Genomic DNA, 19,208 nt, shown 5'->3' on the forward strand with positions numbered 1-19,208 from the left:
CCTGCTCCTAGAGAACACTGGTTTCGATGATGTCGACGCCACGGATGCGATCGATCAGGTAGACGATGCCGCGGTCGTCGATGGTCACGTCGTTGGACGAGGAACGCTCCGCCCCCTCGGGCGCGTCGGGCACGAAATGGCCGACCTCCTTTGGCGCGAACGGGTCGGCGATGTCGACGAGGCGCAGCCCCTGCGCGAACCATGCAAACGGAATGATCGTGCCCTTGAACCGTTCGGAAGGCTGATGGCAGCCGGTCATCTGCGGCTGCGGTGAACCATCCGGGTCGAGGCCCGGCACCTGGAAGGTCGAGATCGGCAACGGGTTGGTCTCGTCGGTGATGTCGTAGATCCACGTGAAGGCCGGCGGTGATGGCCGAAGCTTGGCGACGTCCTCGTCCGCCACCACCATGATGTTGCGGCCCTTGAGCGGCTGTGGAATCGGCAGGCAGGTGTGGGTGGGATGCGGAAAGCTCGGGCTCGAATTGACGTGCGAGACCAGCTTCGGCTTGGTGATGTCCGAAATGTCGAGGATGAACAGGCCGTGATGCCAGTAGCTGACATACAGCCGGTCGCCCATGCGCAAAGGATGGTGGCAACGCGGCGTGACATAGTCGTGCCAGGGGTATTCCTCGCCGCCACCCGTCCACTGGCCGGGTATCCACCAGCGTCCGACCTCGACCGGCTTTGTGGGATCGATCAGGTCGAGGATCATCACGATGTTGCCGACATAACCGTCGGCGGTCGGCGAGATGTAGACGTAACGGCCGTCGAAGTCGTAGCGGTGGACGCCCTTGCCGCCGGTTATCCATTTCGAGATGAGCTTGGGCTGTGCCGGCTTGGTTGTGTCGTAGAGTGCCAACCCGCCGCCGAAATCGGCCGGGCCGGCATCGCCAAAGCGCTCGTGGTTGATGATCATCAGCCCGTCCTTGGCGCGCACCTTGTGCGAGTGCCAGCCGGGCGGAACATCGATCGTGGCTATCTTGCGCGGATTGCGCGGGTCGGAAATGTCGACCAGCGTCGTACCGCTCGGCGGCCGCATGTGGCCGATATAGAGGATGTTGCCGTCGACCCAGACCTGGCCGCCGCCTGGGCAGTCGACATGGCCGATCTGCTTGGTGTTGAACGCCGAAACCAAATGCATACGCCCTTGCTGCTGAAACGTCATTTCAATGTCCCCGCCGCCAATGGCGGCGGGGCAGTAGGATGGGAACTAGACGAGACGGAGCAGATCGCCGGCCTGGTTGCGGCCCCAGCGCTTGTAGAGGAGCAGCGCCTTCTGCGTCGGCGCATCGGTGGCGCCGAAGAAGATCACCGGCTCGCTCGACGAGCCGTTGACATGCTCGACCCAGGAACCGCCGGGTATGGCGATGGTGTCGAACTGGTTCCAGTCATATCGTTTGCCGTCGATGATCGAATGGCCGTTGCCGCGGAACGGCGCCAAGAGCAGGCTGGCGGTCTCGCGCTGCGGCAAGGTCTTCTCGCCGGGGCGCAGCATCTGCACGTAGAAATTGATGGTGTGGAAGACGGGTCCGCCGGTCGTCGGATCGACATAGTCGATGACGATGCCTTCATGAGGGTCGCCATCCCAATCCTTGTGAGCGTCTAGGACCGCTTCCATCTTCTCCCAGCGATAGACATACATCGGAGACGACAGGCCGCCGCCGCGCTTGTGGTCGACGAAACGCGGCATCAGGCCGCCCTCGCCATAGATGCGCTGTGAATAGTCACCGGGATAGCGGGCGGTCTGCACCTTCTTCTCGACTTCCTTGCCGTCGACCATCTCGGTGTATTTGTGGTCGAAATGGACGGCGTGCAGCGTTTCGACCAGCGGCAGGTCGAGCACCGACAGGTTGACCGCCTGCTCGCCGCCGACGGTGCCATGATTGTGCCAGGCGTCGTTGGGCGTCAGCACCATGTCGCCGGGGCCGAAGACCACGTCTTCGCCCTCGACGCCGGTGAAGTTGCCCTTGCCGGTCAGGCCGAAGCGGATGGCGCTCGGCGAGTGCTTGTGCGGCGGCATGATCTCGTCGGGATCATTCAGGCGGTAGGCGGTGTACATGGTGCTGACCGATGCACGCTTGGGCGCAAGGCCAGGATTGACCAGGATCAGCGAGCGGCGCTCGCTGTCGTCCATGGTCACCAGTTCGGCGGCGCGTTGCAGCAGCGGCTCGATGTCCGAATAGGACCACACGAAGGGAACGGCCTTCGACGTCGCCATCAGCTGCTTTATCTCGTCATGATCGACGCCTTCCGACGTCGCCCAGAACGGAAACATGTTCTTTGCGTAGAGGGCGTCATAGAGGCCCTTGAGTGCTGCCTTCTTGTTGGTGAGCACATCGTTAGCTGGTTGCGCCAGGGACATATCGGACACCTCTCGTCACGAAGAAAATACTTCTAACCAACTCAACCGTATTCGCATTGGTTTTGCGCGACAATACCCAAATTGCGAATTTTATAAGTTTTTGGTTGAGGTGCATTTTTGAGAGGCAAATGCCCAGAAACAGGCAGAAATAGCCCAAGAGTGCTCGAAATATGCCTTGAAATCAGGGCATGAAGCCGCCTCGTCACGGCCAGGCGGAGGCACATGACGGTCCAACCAACGCAGTTTTCAATCTCAACCAAAAGACTTTGGTTGTATTCCGGCCGCCTCTGTCAGGCCGCCACGCTCTGTTGGGCGCGGCTGCGGATCAGATCCGCGGCCTTTTCGGCGATCATGACGACCGCCGCATTGATGTTGCCGCAGACGAGGTCGGGCATGACCGAGGCGTCCACGACACGAAGTCCGGCGATGCCGCGCACCCGCAATTCCGGATCGACCACCGATGCCGCATCGACGCCCATGCGGCACGTGCCGGCCGGATGATGCACGGTGATCGAGGTCTTGCGGATATGCTCGTCGATCTCTTCGTCGCTCTCGCATTTCGGGCCGGGGAAGAACTCCGCACCAACGAACGGAGCCATGGACGGCTGGCTGGCAAGGTTGCGCGCAACACGAAAGCCGGCGCGAAGCGACTGCCAGTCGCGCTGCGAGGACAGGAAATTCTGATGGATCAGGGGCGCGGCGACCGGATCGCTGGACGCCAGCCTGACGCTGCCGCGGCTCTCCGGCTGCACGGCAACGATACGGGTCGCAAAGCCGTCGGCGAACGGCGCCTTGAACGGCGACATGTAAGGCCATGCTCCAAGCGGTGCGGCGGTGAAAAGCAGCTGTACGTCCGGCAACGGCCGGCTTGCGTCGCTCTTCAGGAATGCCACGACGCCGCCAGGCACATCTCCCGAAAAGCCCTTTCCGGTGAGATAGGTCTTGACGAAATCCAGCCCGATACGATCGGCCCGCATCATCTTGAGAAACGGTCCCGGTTGTTTGCGACGATACATCAGGATGACCGAAACATGGTCCTGCAAATTCTTGCCGACCTGCGCACGATCGACTTTCGTCTCGATGCCATGCGCCGCGAGCTCGCCGCTGTCGCCTATGCCTGACAGCATCATCAGCTGCGGCGTGTTGATGACGCCGCCGGCAAGCAGGACCTCGCGCCGCGCCACAACTTCATGGCTCGCCCCGCCTCTGGTGTAGGCAACGCCGGTTGCGCGCCCATTCTTCAGCAGGATCTTCGTCGCCATCGCGCCGGTCAGCACCTTGACGTTGCNAGGCAACGCCGGTTGCGCGCCCATTCTTCAGCAGGATCTTCGTCGCCATCGCGCCGGTCAGCACCTTGACGTTGCCGCGACGCATAGCCGGCCGCAGATAGGCGGTCGCGGTCGAGCAGCGGCGGCCGTTCGCAATTGTCATCTGCAGGCGGCCGAAGCCTTCCTGTATGGCGCCGTTGTAGTCGTCGGTCTGCGGATATCCGGCATCACGGCTGGCCGTCGCGAACGCATCGATCAGTTCGTCCTTGTAGCGGCAGAACTGGGTGTTCAGCGGCCCGCTGCCGCCGCGATACCGGCTTTCGCCTCCTTCCCAGCGCTCCTGCTTCTTGAAGTAGGGCAGCACCTTGTCGAACGACCAGTCCGTCAGGCCGCTTGCCGCCCAGCGATCATAGTCGCCGCGATTGCCGCGCACATAAGCCATGGCGTTGGTTGAGGAAGAGCCGCCGATGACCTTGCCGCGCGCGCATTCGACCTTGCGGCCGCCGACATTGGCCTCGGGCTCGCAGAAATACATCCAGTCGTGGCGGCGTTCGGTCAGGATCTTGCCCCAGCCGAGTGGGATGTGGATCATCGGATCGCGGTCCCAATCCCCAGCCTCCAGCAGAAGCACCGACACGGCAGGGTCTTCGCTCAGCCGGTTCGCCAGCACGCAGCCGGCCGATCCCGCACCGACAATGACGTAGTCAAAGGTTTCGCCAGCCGGCATGCGTGATCCTCGGGAGAAAGACGGTCCGCCGCGATGGCAACCGTCGACATGGGCAGTCAACCATCGCGCAACTGGTGTTGTCAACCATTGCGTACAGTTGTAGATTGGTTGAATTGGTTGAGTGCCGTCGAACAGGTTTTCGTGTCACAATATGATGTCGGGACGTTGAGTCGGCGGTCTGCCGATCGGACAGGAGATTTGGTTTTGAGCGCATTCGAGCCGCAGGTCGGACCATCGGATCTCGACGACATCATCGCCGCGGTCCGCCAGTTGCAGCAGGGCGGCGGCAAGCTTCCGTCCGAGCGCGATCTTGCGGAACATCTGAGCGTCAAGCGCCATCAGCTTCGCAAGGCGCTTGAAGTGCTGCGCCTTTCGGGCGACCTCAAACCGGCGCGCGCCAGGCGGGCGCCGACCGCCCTTCCGAGATATGGCGAGGAATTGGTCAGGGTAACCAATCCGATCGAGGTCCTGGAATTGCGCCTGATCATGGAGCCGGGCCTTGCCCGACTGGCGTCGCTGCGCGCCTCTTCTTTCGAGACGGCGCGGATCCTCGACGCGGCAACCACGCCTGAGAACGCCCCGTCGGGTGAGGTCGACTTCGCTTTCCATCTCGCGATCGTTGCCGCGGCCCGCAACCACCTCGCCGCGGAATTCTACAAGATGCTGCGCCAGGTCGGTGTCGATGCGCGGGTGAAGGTTGCGCGCACCGCGGCACCCACCTGCCCCAAGCGGATCGCCCACCGCGACGGCGAGCATCGCCTGATCGCCGAAGCGATCTCGCAGCGCGATCCCGAAGCGGCAGAGACCGCAATGCGCGCGCACCTTTTGTCCGTGCAGAGACAGATCATGGAACGGTCGAATGCCGGCGCCTTTGCCGCGTGATCGTATCAGCTTCCGACATTGAGCCTGTGCGGGGAATTCCAAATTGAAACGTCATTTCGACGTGCTGGTGATCGGTGCGGGATCCGCCGGCTCGGTTGTTGCCAGCCGGCTCAGTGAAGACCGGTCGTGCCAGGTCGGCCTCATTGAGGCCGGGGCGATGCCGGCCGATCCCGACATCGCCGATCCGCTTAAGTGGACGATGCTCCAGGGCCGCGCCTACGACTGGAGCCACCGGACCGTGCCCCAGCCCTTCACCGCCGACCGCATCCATGAATGGCCGCGAGGCAGGATAGTCGGCGGCTCGAGCTGCCTGCATGCAATGGCCTATGTGCGCGGCCATCCCGATGATTTCGAACCCTGGGCGCAAGCCGGCGGCGAGCGCTGGTCCTATCGGGGGTTGTTGCCGGGCTTCATCCGCAGCGAAGCCTTCACCGCCTTCGATGCGCCGACACGCGGCAAGAGCGGCCCGCTGGACGTCTATCTGCCGGACGCCGAGGTCAGTCCGGTCGTGCGTGCCTACATCGCCGCCGGGCGATCCCTGGGCGCTCCCACCCTGAGCGACCACAACAGCGGCGAACTGGTCGGCACCAGTCCCAATTCACTCAATATACGTGACGGCAAGCGCCTGAGCGTCGCCGACGCCTATCTGCCGTCGCAGGTCATGGCGCGGCCGAACCTGACCTTGCTCGCCGGCCACGAGGTCGAGCACCTGGTGCTGGACGGCCACAAGATCACGGGCGTGAGCGTGGTGTGCGAGGGTGAGACCAGGACGCTCTGCGCCGACCGGATCGTCCTTTGCGCCGGCGCCGTATCCACGCCGCTCATCCTCATGCGGTCGGGCATTGGCTGTCCCGATACGCTGAAGCAGGCGGATATACGCTGCCTTGCCGATCGGGGCGATGTGGGCCGCAACCTGCAGGATCATCTGCTGGCTCTCGGAAATGTCTACAGCACGAAAAAGCCGGTGCCGCCCTCCCGCCTGCAGCACTCCGAATCGCTGATGTATCTGCACAGCGACGATCCGACCCGCTCTACGGGAAGTCCCGATATCGTGCTCGCCTGCGTCGTCGCCCCGTCCGCGGCCGAGGGCCTGAAGACCCCGCCCTATGGCTCCGCCTTTACCATCCTGTGCGGCGTCACCCATCCGACAAGCCGAGGGCGCATCACACCAAGCGGGCCGGGCCGCAACGATGCGCCGGTCATCGACCCGCATTATCTCGAAACCGAACACGATCGCGCGACATTCAGGATGGCGTTGAAGCGGGCGCGCATGGTCGGCCATCATGCGGCTCTGGACGAATGGCGCGATATGGAGATCCTGCCAGGCGCCCCGGTTCAGTCCGATGCCGAACTCGATGCTTTCATCGCCAGGGCTGCTTCCACCCATCACCATCCGGCCGGCACGTGCCGGATGGGTCGTGACACTGAGGCCGTCGTCGATCCTGACTTGCGGCTGAACGGCTTCGACAATGCCTTTGTCGTCGACGCCTCGGTGATGCCGGCGATCCCGAGCGGACCGATCAATGCCGCGATCGTCGCCGTAGCCGAAACCTGGGCGGCGTCTTCACGGGCTACCCCGTCGTCAGCGTAACCGCGGCCGCGTCCGACAATTCCCCTGGGTTCCGAATGGCTCTGGTTCCCGGCGAATGTCAGCTATGGAGATGCGTCAGTTCAAACGCGGCTCCGTCCTGGACGCCGGCCATGCGCTGCTCGGCGGACCGGAACATGTCCGCGAACTCCACCTGGTTTTCGAACACCACGCCGCCGACCTTGACGGTCAGGGCATCCTCGGTCCCCTTTGGCGCGAAATAGACTTGCGCGATGCGCGCCTCGATACGCTCGCCGATTTCCCTGGCTTCTGCTTCGGTCGCGCCGGCGAGGAAAACCCCGAACATAGACGTCCCCATGCGTCCAACCAGGTCTTCCGCGCGCACCGACGATTGTATGGTCGAGGCTATGAGCCGCAAGGCTTGATCGCCCCATTCAAGACCAAAGCGCAGGTTGATGGACCGCAGATGCTCCGAATGGATAACCAGGAAGGCGCCCGATTTAGGCCCCGGCACCGACGGCCTTGCCGTTCTTTTTTCGACCATCGACGTGAAGACCGCTCCGTTCAGGCAGCCGGTCGTGGTGTCGAAGGTTGCCGACTTGTCGAGTTCCCGGCGATAGCGACGAAGCTCGATCTGTTTCAATCCAACGAACAGAAAAAGCGGAACACCAAGGACGACAGGCAACAGGATTGCCGTGATCATGCTGCGCCCAAATGGCGTCAGCGCCTCGGAGAACAGGAGCAGATAATTGAGGCCGACGGAAACGCCCAGGATTGCAGTGGTTCCCAGAAACGTCAGCAAAGCGACGCCTTTCCATGCCTGGTCGGTGGTGCTCGCCATAGTCTTTGTCACTGGCCGATCTCCTGTGGATGGGCTGGTATAGGGCCGGTGTGTTGCAATTTCAGTTTCAAGGAACCTTGCAATTTAATCGATTGCGCGATGACCCCATCAAGGCTGCGGACGAAATCGGCTTGCTCCCAATGCATGACCTCGGCTTTGGAAAAGGCCATGCATGAAAGACAAAGACGCAAAGCTGCGCCCGTGGCGGTTAACAAACAAAACATCAGGGTTGAATGGCAGGCTATTGTACCGGACCGAATATGCCCATCTCAGCCTTTCTGGCTGTCGCCTCCGCCTTGCCGTAGATGCCGTTCGGCAGCGCCGTGGCCCAGCCGTTGGAGACAAGCCAGGCGCCAACATCCTGCTTGCCCAGCCTGCATGGCGCGGCGACGGCAAAACGCTCGACGTCCGGCGGTACGAAACAGTGCAGCCCGCGTCCCCTCAGCCAGGAATTGAAAACGGCGCGTGCGCGCAGGCCGCAAGGCCAGGTGACGTCATGAAACGAGCAGGAGCTGTCGAGATCGATGCCTCGCACTCCGCTGATGACCACCTTGCGGCCCATGGATTCGAACATCGCCGACGATGTGGCAACCGGGCGGTAGAGCAAGACCTCCCGCCAATCCCCAGGCATTGGCGTTTTCGGGGGCACGGCGAGACCGAGCTCGCTGAGTGGCGGACGGGGTTCGGTCCGTTCGATCTCAGCGGGATCAAGCCGTGGCGGAGCGATCAGGTCTTGAGCAACCTTGCGCGCCGGCTCCAGGCGTTGTGCGCCGGCTACCGGGGCAACCGGCCGGATAGGCTGCGTATCGTCAACATCCCGCGACGGGGCACGGACAGGCCGATCGACCGAAAGCAACGCCCCACCTTGAATGATCAGCAGTATCCCGGCCAGAAGCAGCAGGCTTCCGAGCGCGATCGCCAAGCGGCTGCGGCCCGGCCTGCCCATCAGCTTGAACAGGATCTCAGGGATTTGCGCCGGTCAGAAACCCGACGTCGATTTGGCAACCAGCTTGAGCGCACCTTTTTCAATCCGATAGAACGGCATCGAGCGTTCGCTGGATCCGTCGGCCCGAAACCGGAACAGGCCGGTCGACCCGCGAAAGCCGTTTGGATTCTCGAGAACCTTTTTGCTGAAGCCATCAGGCCCGATCGCGCTGGCAATCCCTGCCGTCAGGGCAACCATGTCATAGGCATAGGCCACATTGACGTCAGCCGGATAGTTGTATGCCGTCCTGAAGCGGTCGGCGATCGGCCCGGTTTCACCTGGATCGAGCGTGGCGATAAACGCCCCCTCGAAGAGCGGATCCGTGGGGTGCTCCAGCCAACGGTTCGTTCCGACGACGGAGATAGTCTTTCCCGGAATGCCCTTCGATTTGAGGGCGGCAAGGATGGGCGACGGACTGCCATTGCCGCTGGCGACAATGACGGCGTCGGGGGCGTCCACGAGTGAGCCCATTTCGTCGACCGCCTTCGCGGCGCCGTCGCCGGCAGAATATCGGAGAGTGACCGCGAGCGCCGCGCCGTAGATGCTGAGGCTGTTTGCGACCCGCTTCTCCATGGCGCCGGCGTTTGGGCCATCCGCGACAAGCAGTACGAACTTCTTGCTGCCTTTCGCGGCCAGTCCCGCGGCGCCCGCGGCGGCGCTGTCCGCTTCGCCAAGGAGCACGGCATAAACCCCGGCGCCGCCGGCGAAATTATCGGCAAGCGCCAAGACCGGTGGCCGCTTCGATCCCGAAAGCGTGGCAATATGCTGGGCTGCCGTCAGTTCGGTCGGGCCGATCACGACCTTCGAGCCCGTCGTTATGGCCGTTATCGCCATTTTGCTGGCCAGTGCGCTGTCGCCTTTGGTGTCTTCTACCGTCAGCGTCAGCAATCCATTGCCAATATCCGTCATCGCCAGCTTGGCCGCATCCAGCATCTTCCTGCCGTTTTCGCCCGCTGTTCCGGAGCCGGACAACGGCAGCAGCATCGTGACTTTTGTCGAACCGGTGCCCAGCGACTGGGTCGCCTGGGCGGGACCGGTAACAGCGGCCCCATTCTGCCCGGCAGGCGCGGCAACCGCCGCCGGATCGAGCACTTCGGAGACGCCGCCTTTCGACTGGCAGCCCGATAAGATCGTGGCGAGCGCCAAGGCGATTGCCCATGTCCGCGGACGGTGGACCTGTCGGCCAGCTTCCATGAATGCTCCACCCCTGTGTGCCGCCGGATATTGTTCCCGGTCTGGTCTTCAACGCATGTTACGGCGGACTTGCAGTGCCGTCTGTAGTTCTTTTAACCGCCGAAAAGCCTGCCTCTGAGCGCCCTGATCTGCCTTGCTTGCCCGGCACTTCGATAGTCGGCGCATTTCATGTATCGCGGCCCGGGCACGAACAGGCGGCGCACGCACACACCTTTTCCCTGGGCAGGGGCTCCCTCCTCCCCTCCCGGCGAAAATGCGGCAAAGCCAAATGTCGCCACCGGCAAAGGTCCGGTCACTTCAATCCCTTCCCTTGCCAGGATTGCCCGCGCACGCTGGCAGTAGCGGACCGAAAGGGCCGAGAACCGGCTTTCATTGTGCCCGGCGCGATACTTCATGACGGTGGTGCACAGATCGCCCGCGGCGAGCCTGTTGGCCTGTGCAAGATATCTGACCCCCAGCGCGATGTTGGTCGCCGGCGCGCTCAGATCGTCCAGGGAGCCTCGAAAGCCGAGCATCCTGGCGGTCGCCGGCATCACCTGCATCAGGCCGACTTCGCCGTCGGCGCCCTGGACGCCGGGATCGAAACCGCTTTCGATCTCCATCACCGCATGCGCCAGCAGCGGCTCCAGGCCATAGATCGATGCCTGGCAGCTGGCAAATGCCTTGAATGTCTGCCGGGTCCACTCCGTAGCCGGATCACAGCGCACTGCCTGCTTCAGGCCGGACGAAAGCTGTTGTTTCACGGATGGTCGTTCCAGCCAGTTGGCACTGGCCGGCGTGACCGTTTGGACAAAGCCAAGCAACACGATCGCGCCCGCAACCGCCTTCAGGAAGGATTCGTCGGCTGTCATGATGGCCAACAGGCGTGGGTTCGCCTATCCGGTCAGTGCATGTACTCGACCATGCGATCGTGAAAACACTCGCATTTGTTGAGGGTGTCTTCGTCCTTGTAGTTCGTCTTGAGATAGCCGTAAGCCATGCCGCAGGCGACCTTGGCTTCCGATGCCCAGACGAAGACGGGACGCGACGAGTTGATCCACTCCGAACTGTTGGCGGCGGCGACCGACTCGTCCATCAGCTTCACCACTTGCTGCTTCAGATCGACGATGTTGTCGTTCAGCACCAGGTTGGACGTCCCCACGACACGGCAATAATCGCCGGTCGGGCCATCGATGATGTCGGCGGCATACCCCGTCGACCCGACTGCCAGCAACAGCGTCGCAGCGGAAACCAGCAGTCTTGCAGAACGTTTCATGTTGAGCTCCCCTAGATATTAGCGATGTATAACATAGTCGCGTGGCCGTGCGCCATGGCGTTAAACCACGTTTGCAGTCGTCGTATGCTGGGTTACGCCGTCGTCGTAGAGCAGCGTGATGGTGTTGGCAGCGGGCAAGTTCGTCAGCGTTGCCACGTCAATGAAATTGGCGCCGCCGGTTGTCCCATTCGCATCTACGCTGAGCGTGCCCGTCCCCGCATCGTAGTTCACGAAGTCACCGATATTAGCCCCTCCGGGTGCTGTGTCGAACAGCCCGGTCAGGTCGATCTTGTCGCCCTCGCCGCCATTGAAGTCAGTGATGAGATCCTTGATGTCGAGATGATCGAGCTTGAACGTGTCGGCGCCAGTGCCTCCGGTAAGCGTGTCTTGGCCCGCGCCACCGATGAGCAGGTCGTTGCCAGCACCTCCATCGAGCGTGTCGTTGCCAGCACCTCCATCGAGCGTGTCGTTGCCAGCACCGCCGTCAAGGAAGTCGTTGCCACCTCGCCCAATGATGATGTCATTGCCGCCATTGCCGTTAAGATGGTCGATGCCGGACGTTCCATAGATCTGGTCGGCCAGTGTGGCATCGCCATTCACCGTGATCCCGGGGTCGCCTGGATCATGCGAGAAGAAAGAGAAGCTCACTTTGCGCGCCTGGAAATTGCCGCCATCATTGTCGAAATAAGACAGGGTCCAGTTGTCGCCGACTGACGGCGGATGCGTGATCAGGTAGCTGGCAAGCGTTGTGGAGGTGGCATTGCCGCTGCCGTCCAGAAGGTAAATGTGGTCGTAGTCGACGGTCGCCTTCATCAAACCTGTGGTCGGATCGTAGAACCAGCTCTGCTCGAAAGTCCCAGGGCTGGTGTCATCTTCGACGATCGCGAAGCGATCCGAGCCAATTCTGATTTCGACTTGCACTTCCTGCTCACGATGCGAGCCCGCGCTGCTGTCTCCGTAGACACCCGGATTCCGTTCGCCCAAGGGAATAGGCGTGATGAAAGGCGACTCCTGGAAGTCGGTATAGACCACTACCGTCGAGTTGTGTGGATCAGCCAGGATTGCGCTGACCGTCGCTTGCGACAGGGAGAGCGTTGTGATCTGATCGTTACCCGACGTAAGCGGACTGTTGCCATTGCCAATCTGCGACGTGTCGCTCGGCAGGCTAGTCGGCGGCACTTCGTGGATGCCGACCGTCTGCGCTATGTGAGTATGACCGTCATATACATCCAGCGACAGGTTGTTGTTGACCGTGTCAGTTTGCGATGCTGTTGGCCGATAAACCAGGTCGTCCAGCAAATCGATACCGCCGGACGGATTGTAGAGCACCGTGCCGGCTGTTAGGGCGACATAGGTCACGCCGTTGAAATAGAATGTGCCGGTGGGGATCGTTCCCGTGGCGGTGACAATGAGGTTATCCCCGTCCGCATCCGTCGGAATGGAAACCAGCAACGGATACCCATTCGGATAGCTAGGCGTGCTCAAGGTCTGCTGCGCCGGGTCGCTCGACATCCAGTTCTGGGTGTTCGCGACAACGGGTGCGTCATTGATGTCCGCCAGGTTGATGGTCAGCGTCGTCGTCGACAGGTCGCCGTCGCCGTCCTTGATGGTGTAGACGAACACGTCCGTGGTGTTGGCGCTGATGCTGTGGGTCGTCGACTGGTAGGTATAGGAGCCGTCGGCGTTGAGGTGCAAGGTGCCGTGCAGGCCGGCAATGTCGGTGTTAACACCGGTCGTCACCGCCGTCGTCGTATTGCCGCCCGCTGCCCGCACGCCGTCGATGGTTGCACCGTCGGCGCCGGCAACGTCATTGACCAGCACGCCCGCCGCCGCCGTCACGGTCAGCAGAGCGCCTTCGTTTACATTGCCAGTGTCGGCATGTGCCGTCGGAATGTCGTCGGTGACGTCGATGGTGATGGTGTTGGTGATCGTGTTGCCGTTGGCGTCGGTCGCCTNTCACAGGAACCGCGGTGTTGCTCCCGGCGGCCACGCCGACAACCCCGCCGCCCGCCGCCGCGCCGTCGGCGCCAAACACGTCGTCCGTGCCGTCCGTCAGCACGTTGCCGCTCACGATGCCGCCCTCGACAACGCTGTTGGTGTTCGGGTTGGCCGTCGGAATGTCGTCGGTGACGTCGATGGTGATGGTGTTGGTGATCGTGTTGCCGTTGGCGTCGGTCGCCTGGTAGGTGAAGGTCTCGACATTGTTGACGGTGTTGGTGCCGTTGTTGGCATCGGCGCCGTCGACCGGCGTGGTCAGCGTGTAGCTGTAGGTGCCGTTGGCGTTGAAGGTCAGCGTGCCGTGCGTGCCGGTGCCGCTGCCCACCAGGGCGTAGGTGTAGGGGCCGGTGCCGCCCGACACATTGTCGACGACCGTTCCGGCGATGGTCTCGGCGGTGCTCGACGGGTTGCTGCCGATCGGCAGCGCCGCCTCGTTGACCGTCAGGTCGTCATTGGAGGCGGCAAGGCCGCTATCCGACAGGTTGATGGTCAAGGTCGTCGTCGACAGGTCGCCGTCGCCGTCCATGATGGTGTAGACGAAGGTCTCCGTCGCGCCGGCCGGCGGGACCACGTTGGGCAGGCCGTCATAGCTGTAGCTGCCGTTGGCGTTCAGTGTCAGCGTGCCGTAAGTCCCGGGAATGCCGGCGCCAAGCCCGCCGCTCACAGGAACCGCGGTGTTGCTCCCGGCGGCCACGCCGACAACCCCGCCGCCCGCCGCCGCGCCGTCGGCGCCGAACACGTCGTCCGTGCCGTCCGTCAGCACGTTGCCGCTCACGATGCCGCCCTCGACAACGCTGTTGGTGTCGGCATGTGCCGTCGGAATGTCGTCGGTGACGTCGATGGTGATGGTGTTAGTGATCGTGTTGCCGTTGGCGTCGGTCGCCTGGTAGGTGAAGGTCTCGACATTGTTGACGNTTCACTGCTGCATCGGGCTCCAGCAATTCGACAACCCCGCCGCCCGCCGCCGCGCCGTCGGCGCCGAACACGTCGTCCGTGCCGTCCGTCAGCACGTTGCCGCTCACGATGCCGCCCTCGGCAACGCTGTTGGTGTCGGCATGTGCCGTCGGAATGTCGTCGATAATTTTCACGGAGAGCGTGGCGTTGGCGCTCTGCAGATCCTGGTCGGTCAGCGTGACGGTGAAGTTCTCGAAGAGGTTGTTGGTGCCCTGGATGGGGTCATGCCCCTCGTTGTCGAGCAGTGTGTAGGTGTAGCTCACCTCACCGGTGGCGGCATTGTAGCCTGTCACCGTCAGCGTGTTGCCGAGCGTCGTCGTGAACGAGCCGCCCGTGAACACGCCATCGGTGATGAAGGCGTTGCCGTCGATCGCCAGCGAGTGGATGCCGTCGGGCGAGGAGACGGTGAAGGTGCCGGCGCCGGCCTCGGCCGTGCTTGCCGGATCGGACCCAGGCCCGCCCGGCGTGCCGATATTCAACGCCGCCTCGTTGACGACGACGTCGCCGCCGGTGGCCTCCGGCGTCAGGTCGGTGATCACAGGCGTCGAGTTGCCGATCGAAATCGTCAGCGTGGTATGCGAGGTGTCGCCGTCGCCGTCCTTGATCGTGTAGGTGAACACGTCGTTGACGCCGCCTGGCGTGCCGGCAGCGCGCACATAGCTGTAGGAGCCGTCCGCCAGCAGTGTCAGCGTGCCGTAGCTGCCCTGGATCGGCGCGTTCAGCGTGGCCGCATTGTCGACATCGGTATTGGTGTTGCCGGCCTGCACGCCAACCACAGTCGCGCCGTCGGCGCCCTTGGTGTCGGCAACGCCGTCCGTCGCGTTGGCGTCGCCGGCATCGGTTCCGCCAACCAGTACATTGCCCGTCGCGGGGCCAAACTGGCCGGCCGCGATGCTGTCGGTATCGGCGTGTGCCGTCGGCACGTCGTCGAAGATGGCGACGGCGAAGGTGGTGCTGGCAGTATCGCCGTCGACATCCGTGACAGTGATGGTGAAATTCTCAGGAACCGTGTCGGTGCTGGGATCATAGCCGGGTGTCTGATCCGTATGGGAAACCGATTCGGTCACCGTATAATTGTATTCGATGGCACCGGTGCTCGGATTGAAGGAGACGATCGTCAGGTAACCGTACTGCCCTGGGATGTGCTGATCGACGCCGGTGACGGTGACACCGTTGATGACGATCGAGCCAATTCCATCCGGCGCGTCGATGCTGATCGTTCCAGTGCTGGACGTTTCTTTGTCGGTCGGCGCTTCGCTACCCGGAGATTGCGCCCCACCGCCATCGAGGCCAGTTTCACTAGCCGCTTCGGTCGGGGCAAGCAGTGACGTGGCCGTCACTGAAACCTGCCTGTCGACGATCGAGGGAAACAGCTCGCGCCGCTCCAGAAGCCCGAACTGCAGAGCCGTCGGGGGCAACAGGGCCGACAGGTCGAACCCGTCGCCGATGCCGCCGGGGGGAACCGAGAAATCTCCGCCTGCGCTTGAATTCGAACCGCCCGGGCCGGCCGACATGGAGCCGTCGGCGCCGAAGGCGACATCGACATGGCTGGCTTCCAGCGCCGCCAGCAGCGCGACGCGCGGCACCTCGACGTCGCCGATGATGAAGGTCGGCACGTTCAGGGCGCCATCCTTGACCACGATTACCGAGCCGTCGGCCTGTTCGAGCAGAAGGTTCTGGCCATCGACCTTGATGTTGTCGATGGAGGCGTTGGCGGGAAGCCTCACCACATGGCTGGCGTCGGCTACGTATTCGTGCGGCGCAGCTGCCGGCGGTGCCTTTGCTTCCGCGGGGGCTTCTGGCTTGACAGGCGCTCCGCCGCCGACATCGACCGGCACCGGTTCGGACGCTGCCGGCGCGGGCTGCGTCGAATTTGCCTGTGCGACCCGGATCTCCGCCGGCGACGCCTGATCGGCGTGTTCATTGGACGCGGAATGCTCGTTCAAGGAAGCCGAAAAGCTGTCCAACTCGATATTGTTCGTCATGGCTGAAACCCCTCCGATATTTACCGGATAGAGACAGCGGCCACTTCTACTTTGCAACTGCCCCCTAATCTATTTCATATATTATGATATGCATTGCCCGGCATTTTTTACACGTGGTAAACCGCAACAATATAACCTGATATATGTTGGTTTCTGGAGGTCTGGTTGACGGATGACTAGTCGGCATCTTTTTGGTGAACCAAAGTATAAATTTGAATAAAATTTTAGACAAACTGGATAAAGACAGTTGCTGGATATTTATCCACCTTCCTTTCCAATAATTTGAGACAAGATTGGTAGCGTCCACAGTCAAAGGTGGGCGTTATGAAAAAGCAAAAAACAGTTCCGGGAAAAACCCGGCTCCAGATGCTCCTGCTGGCAATCGGGCTTGTCGGCCTGGCGGGGCCGTCATTCGCGAGCGATATCGCCGCATCCGGCTGGCCTCAGGAGAAGGTCCAGACGCCGCCCTGTCTCGGCGGTGTTTCGCTGGCGAGGCCCCAGCCCAGGCAGCCTGCGGGCGCTTACCGGATCGGTCAGGTCATCAGCAGCTATGGCCCGGCAGATGCTGACCGCGGGGATGGCTCGTCAACGGCGCGAGATGACGCCGGGATAGATCCGGTGCAGACCGCGTCGATCATTCCGGGGGTCTTCGGATCGGTTGCCTTGTCCATGCGCAATTTTCCCGTCGCGGCGCGCTGGGCGCCCGTGTACCGGGCAATCACCGCTTGTTCGGCGGGCAGCCCCTGCGAGCGCAAGAGCACAGCTTTTGCCGGCATGGTCGCCGCCGCTCAAGGCAAGGGATTCAGCGAGAAGCTGTCCTTCGTCAACAGCAGCGTAAATCGCCTGATCGCCTACAGGAAAGATAGCGTCGTCTACGGCAAGCTCGACTATTGGGCGAAGCCTTCGGAGATTCTCGAGCGGCGAGCCGGCGATTGCGAGGATTTTGCCATACTCAAGATGACGGCCCTGCTGAGGGCCGGCATTCCAACGCAGAGCATGGCGCTGGTTGTTCTCCAGGACCGCAAGCGAGGCTTCTTTCACGCAGTGCTGTCGGTGAGCACAGGCAGCGGCACCTTCATTCTCGACAGCCTCAGCAACACTGTCGTGCGTGACAGCGATCTCCCGGATTACGTTCCGCTCTACTCGTTCAGCACGGACCGGGCCTGGATCCACGGTTCAAGACCGGGCGGAGCCCAGATGGCTGACATCAAAGGCGGTATCGCAACCGTCGCACCTGGCGAAGGTTTTCAGCCGTAAGTTCTCGTTGGATTGGTGGTGATTCAGCCGCCGAAGACGAACGCCATCAGCAGCTCCGGCTCGAGCACCGGAGCCCGCACCGCATTCAATTGCCCCCGGTATCGACGATCACCCGCGCCGATGACAAAACCGGTGGCCACCGGCGATTCGCCATTGGCATCGAGCCGCGCGAAGATGTCGGCTACGTTGAGGTCCAATGCCAGCTTGAGATCGTGCCGTGCGTCATCGCTTGGGGCGATCGGCAATTGACGTTTGACCAATTGCTGGAACGGCGCGTTGAACGACAGGATCTTCTTCGACGATGCCAGCGCAAAGGCTGGTGACGGGCAAGCGACCAGTATGGCGTTGATGGTGTTGATCGATGCAAGCCTTCGCAAGGTCAGGTTTTCATCCGCCAATCCACGCATGCAGGCCACCCGGATCGCGGATGTCAAATTGCCTGTCTGTGCCTGGCTTTCGGCGATCTCGTCGATCAGCATGCCGATCGTGCATTTCCTGCGTTCGGCCATCTGCTTCAGCGAAAACCAGAATGCCCGCTCCAAGCGGATGCCGCGTCTTATGCCGCCACGCGCCACGACCCGAAATTCAAGCCCGAAATCCTCGGCCGCGACTGGCGGAAGCAGTCGCTCGCCATCAGGATGAGGGCTGGCGCTACCGCTCACTCATCGCCTCCTCGCGCGCCTTGTTGATCGGCTTCAGGAGGTAGTGCAGGATCGTCTTGCGCCCGGTCTTGATGTCAACCGAGCAGATCATGCCGGGAATGATCGAATAGGCCTTGCCGTCTCTTTGAAGAGTGGATTTGTCCGTCGCCACGCGCACCTGATAGTAGGGTTCCCCCGTTTTCTGATCGACCAGGCTGTCGGCTGTGATGTTGGAGACCTTGCCCTCGATGCCGCCGAAGATCGAGAAATCATAGGCGGTGACCTTGATAAGGGCTTCCTGGTCGGGGCGGATGAACGCGACATCCCGTGGCGAGACCCGTGCCTCCACCAGCAACGTCTCGGAGGTCGGCACGATGCCGGCGACGACGGCGCCAGGCTGGACGAAGGCCCCCACCGTGTTCAGCTCCAGCGTGTTGACGATGCCATCCACGGGAGACCGGATATCGGTGCGCGCGACCTTGTCGGTGGCCCCCCTTATGGTTTCATCCACCACCGAAAGTTCCGCCAGCGCCTGGGTAAGGTCGTCCAACGCCTCCTGCTGCAGTTGCAGGCCGAGTTCCTCGACCTGCAGCTGGGCTTCCGTGATCGACGATTTGATCTTCTTTATTGTTTCGCCGGCCAGGTTCAGCTGGCCGTTGAGCTCGGTCTGTTCGCGCTCTACCCGGAGCTGCTCGGTCCTTGCCATCAGGCCTTTCTTGACCATCGCGTCGACCAGTTTTGCCTCCTGGTCGCTGACGACCAGGTTCTTGGTCAGACGGTCGGAATTGGCCACCGCCTCGGCCAGTTCCCTCTCGCGCTGATCGAGGCGTGACTTGAGCACGGACAGCTTGTTGTCGAAGTTCCCGCGCCGGGCAATGAGCAGCTTCTGTTCATTGTCGCAGATTTGCGGAGCGACCGACTGGATGTCCTGCGGGCACGGAAATGGGCCCGAGAGATTGCCGGCCTGTTCGTATTTCAGCCTTGCTATGCGCACTTCCAGCGCGCGCGCCTTGGCCTGCTGCTCGCCGAGACTGGACGTATTGAGCGTGTTGTCCAGACGAATGATGAGATCGTTCTTCTTGACGACCTGGCCAATCGTCACGGCGATTTCCTGAACGACACCGGCTTCACTCGCCTGGATGATCTGGGTCTTGGAAGCGGGTATGACCTTGCCGTCGCCGCGTGCGATCTCATCGACTTCGGCAAAGGACGCCCAGGCGACAAAGACCACGAAGAGCGCTCCGATGATGAATATGGACGCCGACGCAAACAGCGGCGGTCGATCTTCCCTGGCAAGCATTTCCCACGCC

The 19,208-nt window shown here is 62.2% G+C and carries 16 protein-coding genes; 3 read left to right on the plus strand and 13 right to left on the minus strand.

Features of this window, described 5'->3' with window-relative positions; translation table 11 throughout:
• Positions 1-7 precede the first annotated feature (7 nt).
• From X735_RS158190 to X735_RS1000000169705, 4 genes are all read right to left on the minus strand, one after another.
• A complete protein-coding gene (locus tag X735_RS158190) occupies positions 8-1,165 on the minus strand; it encodes a hypothetical protein (RefSeq protein ID WP_050592656.1) in 1,158 nt (385 codons plus the stop codon).
• Positions 1,166-1,210: 45 nt separating this feature from the next.
• Entirely contained in the window at positions 1,211-2,362 is a 1,152-nt protein-coding gene (locus X735_RS158185; RefSeq protein ID WP_027039500.1) for a cupin domain-containing protein, read from the minus strand.
• A 290-nt stretch (positions 2,363-2,652) separates the two neighbouring features.
• Positions 2,653-3,624 (minus strand): GMC oxidoreductase, encoded by a 972-nt coding sequence (locus X735_RS1000000169700; RefSeq protein ID WP_245273136.1) that lies wholly within the window; start codon positions 3,622-3,624, stop codon positions 2,653-2,655.
• Positions 3,551-4,357: a GMC family oxidoreductase N-terminal domain-containing protein gene (locus X735_RS1000000169705; protein WP_245273138.1), complete on the minus strand. Its 807-nt coding sequence runs from the start codon at positions 4,355-4,357 to the stop codon at positions 3,551-3,553. Before X735_RS1000000169705 ends, X735_RS1000000169700 begins: the two co-directional genes overlap by 74 nt.
• 204 nt (positions 4,358-4,561) lie before the next feature.
• On the opposite strand from X735_RS1000000169705, the gene X735_RS158180 reads away from it, so the two are divergent.
• Together X735_RS158180 and X735_RS158175 are read left to right on the plus strand one after the other, a co-directional pair.
• The gene (locus tag X735_RS158180; protein WP_023809939.1) at positions 4,562-5,239 is read left to right on the plus strand and encodes an FCD domain-containing protein; all 678 of its coding nucleotides are present in this window, start codon (positions 4,562-4,564) and stop codon (positions 5,237-5,239) included.
• Between the two features lie 43 nt (positions 5,240-5,282).
• Positions 5,283-6,830: a GMC family oxidoreductase N-terminal domain-containing protein gene (locus X735_RS158175; RefSeq protein ID WP_023809940.1), complete on the plus strand. Its 1,548-nt coding sequence runs from the start codon at positions 5,283-5,285 to the stop codon at positions 6,828-6,830.
• Between the two features lie 58 nt (positions 6,831-6,888).
• Here the strand turns inward: X735_RS158175 and X735_RS158170 are convergent, their stop codons facing one another.
• The 7 genes from X735_RS158170 to X735_RS1000000169720 form a co-directional block, all read right to left on the minus strand.
• Positions 6,889-7,641: a GGDEF domain-containing protein gene (locus X735_RS158170; RefSeq protein WP_023809941.1), complete on the minus strand. Its 753-nt coding sequence runs from the start codon at positions 7,639-7,641 to the stop codon at positions 6,889-6,891.
• Positions 7,642-7,870: 229 nt separating this feature from the next.
• Positions 7,871-8,236: a thermonuclease family protein gene (locus X735_RS1000000169710; RefSeq protein WP_245273141.1), complete on the minus strand. Its 366-nt coding sequence runs from the start codon at positions 8,234-8,236 to the stop codon at positions 7,871-7,873.
• Positions 8,237-8,608: 372 nt separating this feature from the next.
• Complete coding sequence (locus tag X735_RS158160) at positions 8,609-9,760, minus strand: ABC transporter substrate-binding protein (RefSeq protein WP_245273142.1); 1,152 nt, start codon at positions 9,758-9,760, stop codon at positions 8,609-8,611.
• A gap of 140 nt (positions 9,761-9,900) precedes the next feature.
• The gene (locus tag X735_RS158155; RefSeq protein ID WP_023809945.1) at positions 9,901-10,659 is read right to left on the minus strand and encodes a lytic transglycosylase domain-containing protein; all 759 of its coding nucleotides are present in this window, start codon (positions 10,657-10,659) and stop codon (positions 9,901-9,903) included.
• Positions 10,660-10,691: 32 nt separating this feature from the next.
• Positions 10,692-11,063, minus strand: a complete 372-nt coding sequence (locus X735_RS158150; RefSeq protein ID WP_023809946.1) for a hypothetical protein — start codon at positions 11,061-11,063, stop codon at positions 10,692-10,694.
• Positions 11,064-11,123: 60 nt separating this feature from the next.
• Positions 11,124-12,980, minus strand: a complete 1,857-nt coding sequence (locus X735_RS1000000169715) for a type I secretion C-terminal target domain-containing protein (protein WP_348625578.1) — start codon at positions 12,978-12,980, stop codon at positions 11,124-11,126.
• Positions 12,871-13,920: an Ig-like domain-containing protein gene (locus X735_RS1000000169720; RefSeq protein WP_348625579.1), complete on the minus strand. Its 1,050-nt coding sequence runs from the start codon at positions 13,918-13,920 to the stop codon at positions 12,871-12,873. The genes X735_RS1000000169715 and X735_RS1000000169720 overlap by 110 nt, the downstream gene beginning before the upstream one ends.
• 2,404 nt (positions 13,921-16,324) lie before the next feature.
• Between X735_RS1000000169720 and X735_RS158135 the strand changes: the two genes are divergently transcribed.
• Positions 16,325-17,257, plus strand: a complete 933-nt coding sequence (locus X735_RS158135; protein ID WP_023809950.1) for a transglutaminase-like cysteine peptidase — start codon at positions 16,325-16,327, stop codon at positions 17,255-17,257.
• 23 nt (positions 17,258-17,280) lie between these two features.
• Here X735_RS158135 and X735_RS158130 read toward each other — a convergent pair whose 3' ends face one another.
• Entirely contained in the window at positions 17,281-17,919 is a 639-nt protein-coding gene (locus X735_RS158130; RefSeq protein ID WP_023809951.1) for a ribbon-helix-helix domain-containing protein, read from the minus strand.
• The gene (locus X735_RS158125; protein WP_023809952.1) at positions 17,909-19,198 is read right to left on the minus strand and encodes an HlyD family type I secretion periplasmic adaptor subunit; all 1,290 of its coding nucleotides are present in this window, start codon (positions 19,196-19,198) and stop codon (positions 17,909-17,911) included. The genes X735_RS158130 and X735_RS158125 overlap by 11 nt, the downstream gene beginning before the upstream one ends.
• Positions 19,199-19,208: the final 10 nt, after the last annotated feature.

This window comes from Mesorhizobium sp. L2C084A000 (assembly GCF_000502875.1).
In the GTDB taxonomy this organism is placed as follows: domain Bacteria; phylum Pseudomonadota; class Alphaproteobacteria; order Rhizobiales; family Rhizobiaceae; genus Mesorhizobium.

Excerpts from the sequence above, each read along its gene's own strand:
- X735_RS158190 (WP_050592656.1), bottom strand. The coding sequence starts at position 1,165 with ATGACGTTTCAGCAGCAAGGGCGTATGCATTTGGTTTCGGCGTTCAAC.
- X735_RS158185 (WP_027039500.1), bottom strand. The coding sequence starts at position 2,362 with ATGTCCCTGGCGCAACCAGCTAACGATGTGCTCACCAACAAGAAGGCA.
- X735_RS1000000169700 (WP_245273136.1), bottom strand. The coding sequence starts at position 3,624 with ATGGCGACGAAGATCCTGCTGAAGAATGGGCGCGCAACCGGCGTTGCC.
- X735_RS158155 (WP_023809945.1), bottom strand. The coding sequence starts at position 10,659 with ATGACAGCCGACGAATCCTTCCTGAAGGCGGTTGCGGGCGCGATCGTG.
- X735_RS158150 (WP_023809946.1), bottom strand. The coding sequence starts at position 11,063 with ATGAAACGTTCTGCAAGACTGCTGGTTTCCGCTGCGACGCTGTTGCTG.
- X735_RS158135 (WP_023809950.1), top strand. The coding sequence starts at position 16,325 with ATGAAAAAGCAAAAAACAGTTCCGGGAAAAACCCGGCTCCAGATGCTC.
- X735_RS158125 (WP_023809952.1), bottom strand. The coding sequence starts at position 19,198 with ATGCTTGCCAGGGAAGATCGACCGCCGCTGTTTGCGTCGGCGTCCATA.